This window comes from Arthrobacter sp. 05N425, from assembly GCF_056397125.1.
This window is the reverse complement of sequence record NZ_JBFTMU010000001.1, coordinates 557,716-573,969: the sequence shown is the minus strand read 5'-3', so window position 1 is coordinate 573,969 and position 16,254 is coordinate 557,716. Positions and strand designations below refer to the sequence as shown.

The window sequence follows — 16,254 nt, the reverse complement described above, 5'->3', positions numbered from 1 at the left end:
CGGCGTCGAGGGAACAAGTCCGGAAGCGCCGCTGTTGCCTCCAGTGAGCAAGCTGACCACGCGACCATTGGAGTGCCATGCCCATCACAGCCCACCTTGACCTGACCCTCAAAGCGGAATCCCTGCCCACGGCGCCGGCCGTGCTCCGCGACATTCTCGCCGACACCCGGGCGTTCGACGGCTGCCTTGGCGTCGATGTGCTGGTCGACAACGCGGATCCGGCGCACATCCTTGTCGTGGAACAGTGGGCGTCCCTGGAGCACGACTCCGCCTACCGCGCCTGGCGGGCGGGCGAGGGAGCCAGCGGGCTGGGAGACCTCCTGGCCGCCCCGCCGGTCCTGACGCACTTCGAGGCCACCACCGGGATCTGAGCCCGGAAGACCCAGAACGGAAGACCCAGAGCAGAAGACCCAGAACAGAAGACCCAGACAGAAGAGGGCCCTCCGCCCGGCGTGAGCCGGCCGGAGGGCCTTCTTCTTTGTTGTCGCTTTGCGTGGGTTACGCCTGGGCGGGCTCCTCGGCGGGGACCAGCACGACGTCGCTCACGGTCAGTTCGCCCTCGCCGGCCACCAGCGCCAGCTCACGCGCGTTGGCCGCGGCCTTGAGGTCGCCCAGTCCGGCCTTCAGCTGCGTGGTCAGGGACTCCGACGCCGTGATGGTCGCGGAGAGCACCTCGGTGCGCTGCTTGACCTTGGCCTCGGACTTGGCCTTGCGGATGCCGCCCAGCGCCGCGCCCACGGTGGCGAGCAGGGTGGTGTCGCCGTCGATGTCCACGGCGGCCGGCCACTGCGCGCGGTGCACCGAGCCGGTCCGCCACCAGCCCCAGACTTCCTCCGTGGCGAACGGCAGGAACGGCGCAAAAAGCCGCAGCAGGGTGTCCAGGCTCGTCGCCAGCGCGGCCAGCACGGACGCCTGCTGGGCCTCGCCGGCGGCACCGTAGGCGCGGTCCTTGATCAGCTCCACGTAGTCATCGGTGAAGTGCCAGAAGAAGCTTTCGGTGATCTGCAGCGCCCGGGCGTAGTCGTAGTTCTCGAACGCTTTGGTGGCCTGCTGGACCACGTCTGAGAGCTGGGCAAGCACGGCGCGGTCCAGGGGATTGGTGAGGACCGAGAGGTCGGAAGAGACCACCGAGTCCTCGGTGGCGCCGAGGTTCAGCACGAACTTGGACGCATTGAGGAGCTTGATCGCCAGACGACGGCCAATCTTCATCTGCGCGATCTCGTAGGCGGTGTCCGCGCCGAGCTTGGCCGAGGCCGCCCAGTAGCGGACGGCGTCCGAGCCGTATTCGTTGAGCACGTCGGTCGGGACGATCACGTTGCCCTTGGACTTGGACATCTTCTTGCGGTCCGGGTCCAGGATCCAGCCGGAGATCGCCGCGTGCTTCCACGGTGCGACGTCCTGCAGGGCATCGGCGCGGACGGCAGTGGAGAACAGCCAGGTCCGGATGATGTCGTGCGCCTGCGGGCGCACGTCGAACGGGAAGACCTTGGCGAAGAGTGCCTCATCGGTGCTCCAACCGCCCACGATCTGCGGGGTCAGCGACGAGGTGGCCCAGGTGTCCAGGACGTCCGCGTCGCCGGTGAAGCCGCCCGGCACATCGCGCTGGGCCTCCTCGTAGCCGGGGGCCGCATCCGCGGCGGGGTCCACCGGCAGCTGCCCGTCGGCGGGCAGGATGGGCGCGTCGTAGTCCGGGTTGCCGTCGGCGTCGAGCGGGTACCAGACCGGCACCGGCACGCCGAAGAACCGCTGGCGGGAGACCAGCCAGTCCCCGTTCAGACCGGTGATCCAGTTCTCGTAGCGGGACCTCATGAAGGACGGGTGGAATTCGATCTCGTTGCCGCGGCCGACTAGGCGTTTGCGCCGCTCCTCGTCACGGCCGCCGTTGCGGATGTACCACTGGCGGGAGGTGACGACCTCGAGGGGCTTGTCGCCCTTTTCGAAGAAGTTCACCGGGTGCATGATCTTCTTCGGTTCGCCGTCGAGCAGGTCCGCGGCGGCGAGCAGCTCCACCACGCCTTCCTTGGCGCTGAAGACCGTCTTGCCGGCGATCGCCTCGAACGCGGCCCGGCCTTCCGCGGACGTGATCCAGTCCGGGGTTTCGCCGATGACGCGGCCGTCGCGGCCGACGATCGCGCGGGTTGGCAGCTGCAGCTCGCGCCACCAGGTGACGTCAGTGAGGTCGCCGAAGGTGCAGACCATGGCGATGCCGGAACCCTTGTCCGCCTTCGCGAGCGGGTGGGCCTTGACCTCCACCTCGACGCCGAACAGGGGAGAGGTCACCGTCTTGCCGAAGAGCGGCTGGTACCGCTCGTCGTCGGGATTCGCCACCAGGGCGGCACACGCGGCGAGCAGCTCGGGGCGGGTGGTCTCGATGTAGATCTTCTCGCCCTCGGCGGTGAAGAACGGGTAGCGGTAGTACGCGCCGGCGACCTCGCGGTCCTCCAGCTCGGCCTGGGCCACTGCGGTGCGGAAGGTGACGTCCCACAGCGTGGGCGCCTCGGCCATGTAGGCATCCCCGGCGGTCAGGTTGGCCAGGAACGCCCGCTGCGAGATGGCGCGGGACTTGTCGTCGATGGTGCGGTAGGTCAGGTCCCAGTCGACCGACAGGCCGAGGGTCTGGAAGAGGTTCTCGAAGACCTTTTCGTCCTCGACGGCGAGTTCCTCGCAGAGTTCGATGAAGTTCCGGCGCGAGACGACGTCGAAGTCGCGCTGGTTCTTGGCGGGCTCCGCCGGCGGCCGGTACCCGGCGTCGTAGGGGATGGCCGGATCGCAGCGCACGCCGTAGTAGTTCTGCACCCGGCGCTCGGTGGGCAGGCCGTTGTCGTCCCAGCCCATCGGGTAGAAGACGTTCTTGCCGGTCATCCGCTGGTAGCGGGCCAGGACGTCGGTCTGGGTGTAGGAGAACATGTGCCCCACGTGCAGGGACCCCGACGCGGTGGGCGGGGGAGTGTCGATCGAGTAGACCTGCTCCCGGGTGGTCTCCCGGTCGAACTTGTAGGTCCCTTCGTCAAGCCAGCGCCGGGTGAGGGCGACTTCGAGCCCCTCGAGGGCGGGCTTGTCCGGAACGTTGATGGGGGCAGTGGTGGGCGTGTCTGTACCCTGAGTGTCTTCAGCCATGGGTCAATTCTTGCAGTTCTTTACACTTCGCTTCACCGCCCTTCGCTAGTTTCGCGAATCTAAGTGCAATAACCTGCACCACTATGGAAGAAAACACCGGAAGTTTCGCGATCAAGCGCATCTACGACGAGACCGCCGACGACGACGGTTGCCGGGTTTTGGTGGACCGGCTCTGGCCGCGCGGAGTCAGCAAAGAACGGGCGCAACTGGACTTGTGGCTCAAGGAAGTGGCGCCCTCGCCGCCGCTGCGCACCGAATTTGCGCACATGCAGGAACGCTTCGCGGACTTCCGCGCCGCCTACGAGGCGGAGCTCGAATCCAACCCCGCCGTTGGCACCCTGCGGGAACTGGCCGCCGAACACGGGAAGGTGACCCTGCTGTTCGGCGCCCGGGACCCGGAGACCAACCACGCCCGGGTGCTGCTGGAGTTCCTCGGGCGGGGCAGGAAATGAGCCGCCGATTCCCATAGGGTGGTGCCATGACTGAGGGAATCCACAACGCAGGAACTGCAACTACAGCAAAAGCCGCCGTCGTCACCGGCGCCAGCACCGGTATCGGGCAGGCCACCGTGCGCGCGCTCCGGCAGGAAGGCTGGACCGTCTTCGCCGTCGCCCGCCGTGCCGAACGGCTGGAGGCGCTCGCCGCCGAGACCGGCGCCGTCGCGGTCCCCGCCGATGTGACAGACGACGCCGACGTCGCGCGGCTGGTGGATGAGGTGACCCGCGCCGGCGGCATCGACACCCTGATCAACATCGCCGGCGGTGCCCGCGGCGCGGACAAGGTGGCCGAGGCCAAGACCGAGGACTGGGCGTGGATGTACGAGGTCAACGTGCTCGGCACCATGAAGCTCACCCGCGCGTTCCTGCCGATGCTGCGTGCCTGCGGCGAAGGCACCGTCCTGAACCTGACCTCGACGGCGGGGCTGTCCGCCTACGAGGGCGGCGGCGGCTACAACGCCGCGAAGTTTGCCCAGCACGCCCTCACCGGCGCCCTGCGCTTGGAAGAGGCCGAGCACAACCTGCGGGTGATCGAGGTGGCCCCGGGCATGGTGCAGACCGAGGAGTTCTCACTCAACCGGCTCGGTGACCAGGGCGCCGCGGAAAAGGTCTACGCCGGCGTCGAGAAGCCGCTGACGGCCGCCGACGTCGCCGACGTCGTCCGCTTTGCGGTCGCCGCGCCGCACCACGTCAACCTGGACCAGATCGTGATCCGCCCGGTGGCGCAGGCCTCCAACTTCAAGGTGATCCGCAAGGGCTAGCGGCAACCGCCGGGGCGCACCGGGCTCCGTCGTCGGGCCCAGCGGGCCGCCCCCGGACGTTCACCCATGCGTTGCACGGTAGTCGGACAGGGGTGGCTGGGAGTTGGACGGCGGAGGACACCGTGGGTGGGCAACTGCACACCACCAGAGTGGAGACTCCTTCCCATGCGCACCCCCACGAAGCCCGCTGGTTCGATTGTCGGCGCCGCCGCACTCGGCGCGGCCCTGCTCCTTGCCACTTCCGTCCAGGCCCATGCTGCCGACACCAACCCGAACGGCGGCCACAACCACTTCGACCTCCAGGCCCACCGCGGCGGCATCGGCCTGACCGTCGAGTCCACCCTGGCGTCCTTTGCCAAGGGCATCGAGACCGGCGTCTCCACCCTCGAGCTGGATCTCCAGATCACCAAGGACGGCCGTGAAGTCATCACCCATGACCGGAAGATCAGCGGCAAGAAATGCCTGGACACCGCGCCGGTCACGCCGAACGACCCTCAGTACCCGTACGTGGGCAAGTACATCAAGGACCTGACCTTCGCGCAGGTCCGCAGCCTGGACTGCGGCTCACTCACCCAGCCCGAGTTCCCCGGCCAGCAGGCCGCCCCGGGCGCCAAAATGCCGACCCTTGCCGAGGTGTTCGCCATGACGAACGCGCACCGGGCCAGCCAGGTGAAGTTCAATATCGAGACCAAGGTCGAAGCCGGTGCTCCCCAGGAAACCGCCCCGCGCGAGCAGTTCGTTGACGTGGCCCTGCGTGAGATCAGCAAGGCCCACATGCAGCACCGCGTCTCGATCGAGAGCTTCGACTGGGGTGCACTGCGGCTGGTGCAGCAGCGCGCGCCGCAGATCCCGACCGTGGCACTGACCAACAAGGACTTCCTGCAGGCAGGCCAGCCGGGGAAGTCCCCTTGGCTTGGCGGCATCGACGCCGACGACTTTGGCGGCGACCTGGTCGCTTCGGCCGCGTCGCTCGGCTTCAGTGCCATCTCGCCGGTGCACGGCACGCCGCAGAACGGCAAGGTCACCGACCCGGACTACGTCCCCTACGTCACCCCGGACATGGTCCGGCGCGCCCACGCGGCGGGCATGCAGGTCATTCCATGGACTGTCGACGACAAGCCCACCATGCGCGCCCTGATCGGCGCCGGCGTCGACGGCCTCATCACCGACTACCCGAACCTGTTGCGCGACGTCATGGCCGAGTCCGGCATGAAACTGCCCAAGCCCGCGCCGTCCGTCGGGTAGCCGCTGGGAGTTTCCGGTAACATCGACGTATCAGCTTTGACCCGGCCATCACCGGTGAGCTTCCGGAAGAACGCCCCGGCGCAGCAGCATTGTGCGCCGGGGCCGGTAGAACCGGACGGGTAAGCCCGTCACAGCAGTCAACGAGCGGCCGCCGCCGGTGCAGCGCTTTCCTTGGATTCTTAGGGAAAGGGCGGGACCGGTGCCGGTAAGTGAGGTGGTACCGCGGTGCCGGTGTTGTTCCGACAACACACGGGCCGTCCTCGCATCCTGAATGAATCCCGTTGTTCACCAGCTCAACCCAGGATGTCGAGATGACCCATTACCCCAAGGCCTCAGCCGCACCGTCAGGCGCCAGCACCTCCGCTTCCAGCACCTCAGGCGTGTCTGCTTCCGTGAAGTTCCCGGAGATCGAAGAGCGCATCCTCAAGTACTGGGACCAGGACGGCACCTTCCAGGCCAGCATCGACCAGCGGGATGCGGGTAAAGACGGGTCCAACGAATTCGTCTTCTATGACGGCCCGCCCTTCGCCAACGGCCTGCCGCACTACGGCCACCTGCTGACCGGCTACGCCAAGGACCTCGTGGGCCGCTACCAGACCCAGCGCGGCCGCCGCGTCGAGCGCCGCTTCGGCTGGGACACCCACGGCCTGCCCGCCGAACTGGAAGCCATGAAGCAGCTCGGCATGACGGACAAGACCCAGATCGAGGCCATGGGCATCGACAAGTTCAACGACGCCTGCCGCGCCTCGGTGATGAAGTACGCCGACGAGTGGAAGAGCTACGTCACCCGCCAGGCGCGCTGGGTGGACTTCGAGAACGACTATAAGACGCTCAACGTCGAGTACATGGAGTCCGTGCTCTGGGCTTTCAAGCAGCTGCACGAAAAGGGCCTGACCTACAACGGCTACCGCGTGCTGCCGTACTGCTGGAAGGACGAGACGCCGCTGTCCAACCATGAACTGCGCATGGATGACGATGTCTACAAGAACCGCCAGGACCAGACCGTCACCGTCACCTTCCCGATCACCGCGGGGGAGTCGGAGCTGTCCCGGCAGCTGGCCGGGGTGCAGGCGCTCGCCTGGACCACCACGCCCTGGACGCTGCCCACCAACCTGGCGCTCGCCGTCGGGCCCGCGATCAACTACGTCGTGCTGCCGGCCGGCCCGCACGGGATCAAGGCCGCCTCGGCCGAGGCCCCCGTCACGGGCAGCTTCCTGCTCGCCGCGGACCTGCTGGGCGCCTACGCCAAGGACCTCGGCTACGGCGACGGCGCCGAGGGTGCCGCAGCGGCCGAGGCCGCCGTCACGTCCCGCCACACCGGCGCCGAGTTGGAAGGCCTGAGCTACGAACCGCTCTGGGACTACTTCCACGACGCCGAGAAGTACGGCACTGAGAACGCCTGGCGCGTCCTCGTGGCGGATTATGTCACCACCACCGACGGCACCGGCATTGTCCACCAGGCGCCGGCCTACGGTGAAGACGACCAGAAGGTCTGTGAAGAGGCCGGGATCCCGGTGGTCCTCTCGGTCGACGAGGGCGCGAAGTTCCTGCCACTTTTCGGCCACGGCGACCTCGCCGAAATCGCCGGACTCCAGGTCTTCGAGGCCAACAAGCCCATCACCCAGGTGCTCCGCGCCCAGGGCCGCCTGGTCCGCCAGGCCAGCTACGAGCACTCCTACCCGCACTGCTGGCGCTGCCGCAACCCGCTGATCTACCGCGCGGTGTCCTCCTGGTACGTCGAGGTCACCAAGTTCAAGGACCGCATGTCCGAGCTGAACCAGGAGATCAACTGGATCCCGGGCAACGTCAAGGACGGCCAGTTCGGCAAGTGGCTCGCCAACGCCCGCGACTGGTCCATCAGCCGCAACCGCTACTGGGGCAGCCCCATCCCGGTCTGGCAGTCCACCGACCCGGACTACCCGCGCACCGACGTCTACGGCTCACTCGCCGAGATCGAAGCCGACTTTGGCCGGCTGCCGCTGAACAACGACGGCCAGGTGGACCTGCACCGGCCGTTCATCGACGAGCTCACCCGCCCGAACCCGGACGACCCCCGCACCCCGGAACAGGGCCAGTCCGTGATGCGCCGCGTCGAGGACGTCCTGGACGTCTGGTTCGATTCCGGCTCCATGCCGTACGGCCAGGTCCACTACCCGTTCCAGAACGAGGAGTGGTTCGACACCCACAACCCGGCGGACTTCATCGTCGAGTACATCGGACAGACCCGCGGCTGGTTCTACATGCTGCATATCCTCTCCACCGCGCTGTTCGACCGGCCGGCCTTCCGCAACGTCATCAGCCACGGCATCGTGCTCGGCTCCGACGGGCAGAAGATGTCCAAGAGCCTGCGCAACTACCCGGACGTCTCCGAGGTCCTGGACCGTGACGGCTCCGACGCGATGCGCTGGTTCCTGATGTCCAGCCCGATCCTGCGCGGCGGCAACCTCGTGGTCACCGAGCAGGGCATCCGGGACGGCGTCCGCCAGGTCATCCTGCCGCTGTGGAACGTCTACAGCTTCTTCACGCTCTACACGAACGCCGCGAACGGCGGGGACGGGTACGACGCGAAGCTGCGCTACGACGGTTACGCCGACACCCTGGATCAGTACCTGATGGCCAACACCGGGGACCTGGTCCGGAACATGACCGCGCAGCTGGACAGCTACGACATCTCCGGGGCCTGCGACGAACTGCGCGGCTACCTGGACATGCTCACCAACTGGTACGTCCGCCGCAGCCGCCAGCGCTTCTTCGACGAGAACGTCGACGCCTTCGACGCGCTCTACACCGCGCTGGAGACCGTCTGCCGGGTCGCGGCATCGCTGCTGCCGCTGGTCTCCGAGGAAATCTGGCGCGGCCTCACCGGCGGGCGCTCCGTGCACCTGGCCGACTGGCCGGACGCGGACCTGTTCCCGGCCAACGCCGGCCTGGTTGAGGCGATGGACCGGGTCCAGCAGATCTGCTCCACCGGCTCCTCGCTGCGCAAGGCCGCCAACCTCCGCGTGCGACTGCCGCTGCAGGAACTCACGGTCGTGGCACCCGGCGCGGACGCGCTGGCAGGCTTCGCCGCCGTCGTCGCCGATGAACTGAACCTGCGCTCGGTGCGCCTGCTCGACGCCGAGAGCGCCTCCCCGGAGGAGTTCGGCATCGAGCAGAAGCTCGTGGTCAACGCCCGCGCGGCCGGCCCGCGGCTGGGCAAAAACGTCCAGCAGGCGATCAAGGGGTCCAAGTCCGGCGACTGGTCCGTGGACGACGCCGGTGTGGTCACCGCCGGTGGCCTCGCCCTCGAGCCGCAGGAATACACCCTGGAAACCGTGGTGGCAGAAGCAGCCGAAGGCGAGGGCTCCCGCGCAGCGGCAGTGCTGCCGGGCGGCGGCTTCGTGGTGCTCAACACCGAGGTCACCCCGGAGCTGGAAGCCGAAGGGACCGCCCGCGACCTGGTCCGCGCCATCCAGCAGGCCCGCAAGGACGCCGGGCTGAACGTCAGCGACCGGATCCGCACCACCGTCACCGCGGCGCAGGACACCGTCGAGGCGCTGCTGGCCCACGCCGCGCTGGTCAAGACCGAGACCCTGACCGTGGAGTTGGACACCGTTCCCGCCGAGGTCAAGGAACCTCAGGTCAGCGTCGAAAAAGTAACCGTTGAAGCAGGGGCATAATTCATGAGCGACGAATTTTCCGTAGAGAGCGTCTACGCCGAGCTGCTGGGCCGGGCGCCGGAAAACAAGATGGAGCCGAGGCTGGCTCCGCTGCACCGGGCCATGGACATCCTGGGGGAGCCGAACAAGGCGTTCCCGATCATCCACGTCACCGGCACCAACGGCAAGACCTCCACGGCCCGGATGATCGAGGCCGGCCTGCGCGCCTACGGGCTGAGCACCGGCCGGTACACGAGCCCGCACCTGTCCAAGGTCACCGAGCGGATCAGCATCGACGGCGAACCGGTGCCGGATGAGACGTTCGTCCGGATCTGGGACGAGATCCGCCCGTACCTGGAAATCGTGGACAGCGAGCTCGTCGCCGAGGGCCAACCGCGGCTGACCTACTTCGAATGCCTGACCATCCTCGGCTTCGCGGTGTTCGCGGACCAGCCGGTCAATGTCGCCGTGATCGAGGTGGGACTCGGCGGCATCACAGACGCGACCAACGTCGGCGACGGCCAGGTTGCCGTGGTCACCCCGATTTCGCTGGACCACACGGAGCTGCTCGGCGAGACCACCGAGGAGATCGCCTACGAAAAGGCCGGCATCATCAAGCCCGGCGGGTTCCTCATCAGCGCCGCGCAGCCCGTCGACGCGGCCCAGGTGCTGCTGGAAAAGGCCAAGGAAGCAAACGTGCCGTTCCGCTTCGAGGGCGTGGAGTTCGGCGTCGAGTCCCGCACCGTCGCCGTCGGCGGCCAGATGGTGAACATCCAAGGCATCGCGGGTCGCTACGAAGACCTGCTGCTGCCCCTGCACGGCGCACACCAGGCGGAGAACGCCGCCGTCGCCGTCGCCGCGCTGGAAGCCTTCTTCGGCGCCGAAAAGCCGCTCGACTCCGAGGTGCTGCAGGAGGCCTTCGCCTCTGTCACCTCCCCGGGCCGGCTGGAGGTGCTCCGCACCGCGCCGACCATCATCGTGGACGCCGCGCACAACCCGGAGGGCATCCGGGTCTCCGCCGAGGCGATCCACGAGGCCTTCAGCTTTAGCAAGCTCGTGGTGGTGGTGGGCGTCCTGAAGGAGAAGGATTCCGAGGAAATCCTCCGCCAGCTCAAGGAATCCCTGGGCGACCTCGCCTCGGACTACTGCTTCACCCAGTCCAACTCGCCCCGCGCCGTACCGGCCGAGGACCTCGCGGAGCTGGCGCTGGACCTGGGCTTCGGCGAGGACCACGTCCACGTGGCCGAGAAGCTCGACGACGCCCTGGAATGGGCCGTGGAGCGGGCCGAGTCCAACGACGACCTTGCCGCCGGGATCCTGGTCACGGGGTCCATCACGCTCGTTGCCGAGGCCCGGATCCTGCTCGGAAAGACCGAGGCGTAACCCATGGCCAGACTCACCAAAGCCCAGCGCGAATGGCGTCCGGGCATGCCCAAGAAACGCCGTTCCACCAAGGTCATGTTCGCCTCCACGGTGCTCCTGCTGGAGGCCTTCGTGGCGCTCTTCGGCACCCTGGCGGTCTTCGGCCTCCGGCGCGGCGAGTTCCCGCCGCTGCTGGTCTTCGGGGTCGGGATCGGACTCAGTGCGGTGCTTGTGCTGACCTGCGCAGTGCTTTCCAAGCCGTGGGGCGTGGCCTTGGGCTGGATCCTGCAGCTGGTGCTGGTCCTCACCGGGATTGTGGAGCCCACGATGTTCGTGGTGGGCGGCCTCTTCGCGATCACGTGGTGGTACGGCATCCGCACCGGCATCCGGATCGACCGCGAAGCCGCCGAACGCGAACGCGAGCAGGCGGCCTGGGAGGCCGCGAACCCCGAGGGCCAAAGCAACTAGACTTGTCCCGAACCCCACCCCAACACATTGGAGCAGCTGTGAGCACTGAGCGCACCCTAGTCCTGATCAAGCCCGACGGCGTCGCCCGCAACCTGACCGGCAGCATCATCGCCCGGATCGAAGCCAAGGGCTACACCCTGGCCGAACTCAAGAAGGTCAACGCCAGCCGCGAACTCCTCGAACAGCACTACGAGGAGCACGTCGGCAAGCCGTTCTACGAGCCCCTCGTCGAGTTCATGCTCAGCGGGCCCGTCGTTGCCGCGATCTTCGAAGGCCACCGCGTGATTGAGGGCTTCCGCTCGCTCGCCGGCACCACGGACCCGACGACGGCGGCGCCCGGCACCATCCGCGGCGACTTCGGCCGCGACTGGGGCCTCAAGGTCCAGCAGAACCTGGTCCACGGCTCAGACTCGGCGGAGTCCGCCGAACGCGAGATCAAGATCTGGTTCTAAGAACCCGCGGCACCACACCGAGGTGACAGATAAGGCCAATGTTCGCGTTGAACATTGGCCTTATCTGTCACCTCGCGGCGTTTGCGGAACGCTCAGTAGCCGGAGGTTCCGATGAACACCTGAATGAAGGCGAAGAAGATCGTGGCGACGACGGCGACGTAGAGCAGGGCCGTGAGGATCCAGCCGGAGTCCGCCAGGATGCGGGCGGCAGCGGCGGGCACCCGGATGACGCCGTGGCTCACGTTGCGGACCGTCACCCAGACGAACAGCGGAATCATCGCGGCCCAGACGATCATGCAGAACGGGCAGAGAATGTGGATCGAGTACAGCGCCTGGGACCACAGCCACACCACGAAGGCGAAGCCCAGCGTCACACCGGCCTGCAGCCCGATCCAGTACCAGCGGGCAAACGTGGCCCCGGCGAGGATTCCCATGGCCGTGGTGATGATGACCGCGAACGCGACAATGCCGATGAACATGTTCGGGAAACCGAAGACCGAACTCTGCCAGGTCTGCATTACCTGGCCGCAGGAGATCCACGGGTTCACGTCGCACACCGTTGCGTGGTTGGGGTCCTTGAGGACAGCCAGTTTCTCCAGCACCAGCGTGCCGGACGCGAGCCAGCCGACGACGCCGGTGATCAGCAGGAGCCAGGCGAAGGGCCGGTCACGCGTCATCGGGGGCAGCGGGCGCTCCGCAGCTGCCGCGCCGGTGCCGCGCTCGTGGGCGGTCACGTCGCCGGGGGCGTGGGAGATGCTGGGCATGGGATTTCAGTCCTTTGCGTCGGGTGCTCTTGGGCCGATTCTATCGCCGGAGGCTGGATGTAACCGGGTAGGAGTCGTGCCCTCACCGGTGATTCGGTCCACGGCGCGGACTGGATGTCCCGCTTAGCCCTGCTTTGGCGGCTCCTGTGAGACAATGAACCTGGCTGGGGCCCGATCCACATTCGGGTTTCGGTCCGGCGACTTTGCTTTCAAGACCGCCAATGATGAGCAGGGCATACTTCGGATCCCTCGATCCGGCCTATCCCGCAATGCCATTGGACGGCACCTGGTTGTGACAGAGAGATCAACGGGTTCAGAGCAATCTTGCCGGCCTTCCAGGGCTGCCGCACCCCACTGCCGGTGCGAACCTGGAGGTATCCAATTGACTTCTGTCAATGCCTGCGGGTGTTGACAAATATTTGCCCCACGGGTGCCGGATGTGGCGGTACATCAGGGGCAGGAGTGTCGCCACATATGGATAATGACCAGCTTGTAGCCGGTAACGACGAAGCCGCTGTTGCCGAAGTAGCACCGGAAGCCGCCGCCGCGGAGGCGCCCAAGAAGGCCACCCGGTCCCGCCGCAAGGCGGCCCCAAAGGCGGAGGCTGCCGAAGCAGCCGTCGCGTCCGACGTCGTTGCTGACGCCCCCGCCGTCGACAATCCCGAAGCGGCCCCGGAAGCGAAGGCCCCGGCCCGCCGGAGCCGGTCGCGGAAGAAGGTCGAACCCGAGGTGCTGCCCGCCTTCGCTGACTCAGCCGCCAGCACGGAAACTGCGGTTCCCGCCGATGAAGCGCCTGCCGAGCTGCCGGCCGCCGAGGCGGCACCGGAGAAGCCGGTCCGCCGCCGCGCCTCCCGCGCGAAGACAGCCGTGACGCCTGCAGCGACGGAAGAAGCCCCGGCCCCGGCCGAGGCTCCCGCCGCCGTGGCTTCCGACGCGCCGGCCCCTGAGGCCGCGCCCGTCGAGGCCCCGGCCGACGCTGCACCCGCTGCCGAGGCGTCTGTAGAAACATCCGGAGCCCCCTCGCTCTTCCTCGCACCGGGCGCCGTCACCTCGATGATCTTCCAGGCCCCGGATCTGAGCACCGTCATCCGCCCGGCCCCGGCCCCCGCTGCTGTTGCCGAGGAAGCCGAAGAAGAAGAAGACGAAGAAGCCGAGGGCGAGGATGCCGGCAGCCGCCGTCGCCGCCGCAGCCGTGGACGCCGTGGCCGCAGCCGGACCGGCGAAGCCGACACCGACGCAGACGGCGCAGCCGAAGATGCAGCGGAGACCGGCGAGGACTCCGAGAGCACCCTCGAAGACGGCGTGACCTCGCGCCGCCGTCGCCGTCGCCGCCGCGGCGACCAGGATCTCGAACTGACCGGCGGCGGGGACGACGATCCGCCCAACACGGTAACCCGCGTCCGGGCGCCGCGCTCGGTCAGCGAGGCCCCGGTCAACAACCGCGTCACCTCCGTCAAGGGCTCCACCCGCCTGGAGGCCAAGAAGCAGCGCCGACGCGAGTCCCGCGACACCGGCCGCCGCCGCACCGTCATCACCGAGGCCGAGTTCCTGGCCCGCCGCGAATCCGTGGACCGCCAGATGATCGTCCGCCAGCGTGACGACAGAATCCAGATCGGCGTCCTGGAAGACGGCGTGCTGGCCGAGCACTTCGTCTCCAAGACCCAGCAGGATTCCTTGATCGGCAACGTCTACCTGGGCAAGGTCCAGAACGTGCTGCCGTCCATGGAAGCCGCGTTCGTCGATATCGGACGCGGCCGCAACGCCGTGCTGTACGCCGGCGAAGTCAACTGGGACTCCGTCAACCTCGAAGGCAAGCAGCGGCGGATCGAAAATGCGCTCAAGTCCGGCGACTCCGTGCTCGTCCAGGTCACCAAGGACCCGGTCGGCCACAAGGGTGCCCGCCTGACCAGCCAGATCTCGCTGCCCGGCCGTTACCTGGTGTACGTGCCCGGCGGTTCCATGACCGGCATCTCCCGCAAGCTGCCCGACGTCGAACGCAACCGGCTCAAGCGGATCCTCAAGGACCGCCTGCCGGAAGACGCCGGTGTCATTGTCCGCACCGCGGCCGAGGGCGCTTCGGAAGAAGAGCTGACGCATGACATCAACCGGTTGCGAGCCCAGTGGGAGGGCATCGAAAGCCAGTCCACGTCCACCAAGATCCTCGCCCCCGAGCTGCTCTACGGCGAACCTGACCTGACCATCAAGGTGGTCCGCGACGTTTTCAACGAGGACTTCTCCAAGCTGATCGTCTCCGGCGAGGAAGCCTGGGACACCATCGAGGCCTACGTCACCTACGTGGCACCGGACCTGGTGGGCCGGCTTGAGAAGTGGACCAAGGACACAGACATCTTCGCTGCGTGGCGCATCGACGAGCAGATCCACAAAGCACTGGACCGCAAGGTCTTCCTGCCCTCCGGCGGCTCGCTCGTGATCGACCGCACCGAAGCCATGACCGTGGTGGACGTCAACACCGGCAAGTTCACCGGCAGCGGCGRCAACCTCGAGGAAACCGTCACCAAGAACAACCTCGAAGCGGCCGAGGAAGTCGTCCGGCAGCTGAGGCTGCGTGACATCGGCGGCATCATCGTGATCGACTTCATCGACATGGTGCTGGAATCCAACCGCGACCTCGTGCTGCGACGCATGGTGGAGTGCCTGGGCCGGGACCGGACCAAGCACCAGGTTGCCGAGGTGACCTCGCTGGGCCTCGTGCAGATGACCCGCAAGCGGATGGGCACCGGGCTGCTCGAAGTCTTCGGCGAACAGTGCGAGGCCTGCGCCGGCCGCGGCATCGTCACCCACGACGAGCCCGTGGAACACCGCCGTGCCAACACCGTCGCCGCAGAACACCACGTCCCGCGGACCGAGCACCAGCCCGCCGCACGCAGTGAGCGCAAGCGTCGCCGCGGCAAGGGCGGCCAGGGCGGCGAAGCCATGCCGTCCGCACCCGTCGCCGTGCACGCCGAGCCCACCGAGGCGGAGCGCCACGCCAAGGCAGAGGCGACGCGCGCCGCGCTGGCCAACATCGCCGCCGCGGCGCACGCTGCCCACCTGCACGACGGTGAAGCGACAGCAGCTCCCGACGCCGAAACCCGCCAGGCCGCGCTCGACGCCGCCGTGGAACTCGCTTCGTCGGAGGAGGCGGCGGGTCGTCCCGCGGCCGTGCTGACCTTCGGCGGCGAACAGGTTGCCTTGCCCTTCGTCGAGCACGCCGAGGAAACCCCGCAGCCCGCGCTGACCCTGGACCTGCTGACCGAAGCGTTCGCCCACCTGGGCGACGCCGAGACCGGCAAGCCAGCCGCCGCGGCTCCGGTTGCCGAGTCGCCCGCAGCCGAGGTTCCCACGGCCGAGCACGCGGCGGAGCACGCTGCGCCTGCAGCTGCAGCGCCGTCCCGCGCCACCCGGGGCCGCGGCCGCGCCAGGACGGCGCGGATCCAGCCGCCGAGTGTACGTACCGCCGAGGCCGAGGCCCCGGCCCGCCAGGAAGCCCGCAAGGCTCCTGCGGCCCAGGCCCCGGCCCGCCAGGAAGCCCGCAAGGCTCCTGCGGCCCAGGCCCCGGTACGCCAGGAAGCCCGCAAGGCCCCTGCGGCCCAGGCCCAGGCCCCGGACACCACCGGACCCCGACGGGTGCGCCGGAACCGGAGCGCCAGCCGAGCCCAGGGCGCCGCCAACGAGACGTCCGTGCAGCAGCGCGAGACCGCTCCGTCGGTTGAGGCCGTCTCGGTCCATGAGGCCAAGGCCCCGGAGCCGGCGAAGGTGACCGCCAAGCCCGCCGCCAACGAGCCGATCATCCTCGGCGTCGGCGTCCCGGCGTCGGAGCTCTAGGACCAAGCAGGCACCACCACTCGCGGGTTCCGTCCACGTAACATCACGTCGACCCCGGACGGAACCCGCGAGGGCGTTAAGGGGACAGGCTGAAATTTAGCGGGGTTGCCGGCGAGGAACGCTAG

General features: G+C 68.0%; 11 protein-coding genes. 9 read left to right on the top strand and 2 right to left on the bottom strand.

What is annotated here, in order from left to right:
• Positions 1-77 precede the first annotated feature (77 nt).
• On the top strand, positions 78-371 hold the full coding sequence (locus AC1DGE_RS02600) for a putative quinol monooxygenase (protein WP_441417564.1): 294 nt from the start codon (positions 78-80) through the stop codon (positions 369-371).
• A gap of 127 nt (positions 372-498) precedes the next feature.
• Here the strand turns inward: AC1DGE_RS02600 and valS are convergent, their stop codons facing one another.
• Positions 499-3,117 carry a valine--tRNA ligase gene (gene valS / locus AC1DGE_RS02595; protein WP_476916826.1) on the bottom strand — a complete coding sequence of 873 codons (2,619 nt, stop codon included), beginning with the start codon at positions 3,115-3,117 and terminating at the stop codon, positions 499-501.
• Positions 3,118-3,200: 83 nt separating this feature from the next.
• Between valS and AC1DGE_RS02590 the strand changes: the two genes are divergently transcribed.
• From AC1DGE_RS02590 to ndk, 7 genes are all read left to right on the top strand, one after another.
• Positions 3,201-3,569 carry a DUF488 domain-containing protein gene (locus tag AC1DGE_RS02590; protein WP_476908707.1) on the top strand — a complete coding sequence of 123 codons (369 nt, stop codon included), beginning with the start codon at positions 3,201-3,203 and terminating at the stop codon, positions 3,567-3,569.
• Between the two features lie 26 nt (positions 3,570-3,595).
• A complete protein-coding gene (locus AC1DGE_RS02585; RefSeq protein ID WP_441417567.1) occupies positions 3,596-4,375 on the top strand; it encodes an SDR family oxidoreductase in 780 nt (259 codons plus the stop codon).
• A gap of 165 nt (positions 4,376-4,540) precedes the next feature.
• On the top strand, positions 4,541-5,620 hold the full coding sequence (locus AC1DGE_RS02580) for a glycerophosphodiester phosphodiesterase (RefSeq protein ID WP_476916825.1): 1,080 nt from the start codon (positions 4,541-4,543) through the stop codon (positions 5,618-5,620).
• 311 nt (positions 5,621-5,931) lie between these two features.
• A complete protein-coding gene (gene ileS / locus AC1DGE_RS02575; RefSeq protein WP_476908710.1) occupies positions 5,932-9,279 on the top strand; it encodes an isoleucine--tRNA ligase in 3,348 nt (1,115 codons plus the stop codon).
• A 3-nt stretch (positions 9,280-9,282) separates the two neighbouring features.
• Positions 9,283-10,641, top strand: coding sequence for a bifunctional folylpolyglutamate synthase/dihydrofolate synthase (locus tag AC1DGE_RS02570; RefSeq protein WP_476892382.1), 1,359 nt, complete (start codon positions 9,283-9,285; stop codon positions 10,639-10,641).
• Positions 10,642-10,644: 3 nt separating this feature from the next.
• Positions 10,645-11,088: a DUF4233 domain-containing protein gene (locus AC1DGE_RS02565; protein WP_441417571.1), complete on the top strand. Its 444-nt coding sequence runs from the start codon at positions 10,645-10,647 to the stop codon at positions 11,086-11,088.
• 38 nt (positions 11,089-11,126) lie between these two features.
• Complete coding sequence (ndk, locus tag AC1DGE_RS02560; protein WP_441417572.1) at positions 11,127-11,540, top strand: nucleoside-diphosphate kinase; 414 nt, start codon at positions 11,127-11,129, stop codon at positions 11,538-11,540.
• Between the two features lie 92 nt (positions 11,541-11,632).
• Here ndk and AC1DGE_RS02555 read toward each other — a convergent pair whose 3' ends face one another.
• A complete protein-coding gene (locus AC1DGE_RS02555; protein WP_441417573.1) occupies positions 11,633-12,304 on the bottom strand; it encodes a vitamin K epoxide reductase family protein in 672 nt (223 codons plus the stop codon).
• Positions 12,305-12,778: 474 nt separating this feature from the next.
• On the opposite strand from AC1DGE_RS02555, the gene AC1DGE_RS02550 reads away from it, so the two are divergent.
• Positions 12,779-16,129 (top strand): Rne/Rng family ribonuclease, encoded by a 3,351-nt coding sequence (locus AC1DGE_RS02550; protein ID WP_476916824.1) that lies wholly within the window; start codon positions 12,779-12,781, stop codon positions 16,127-16,129.
• Positions 16,130-16,254 lie beyond the last annotated feature (125 nt).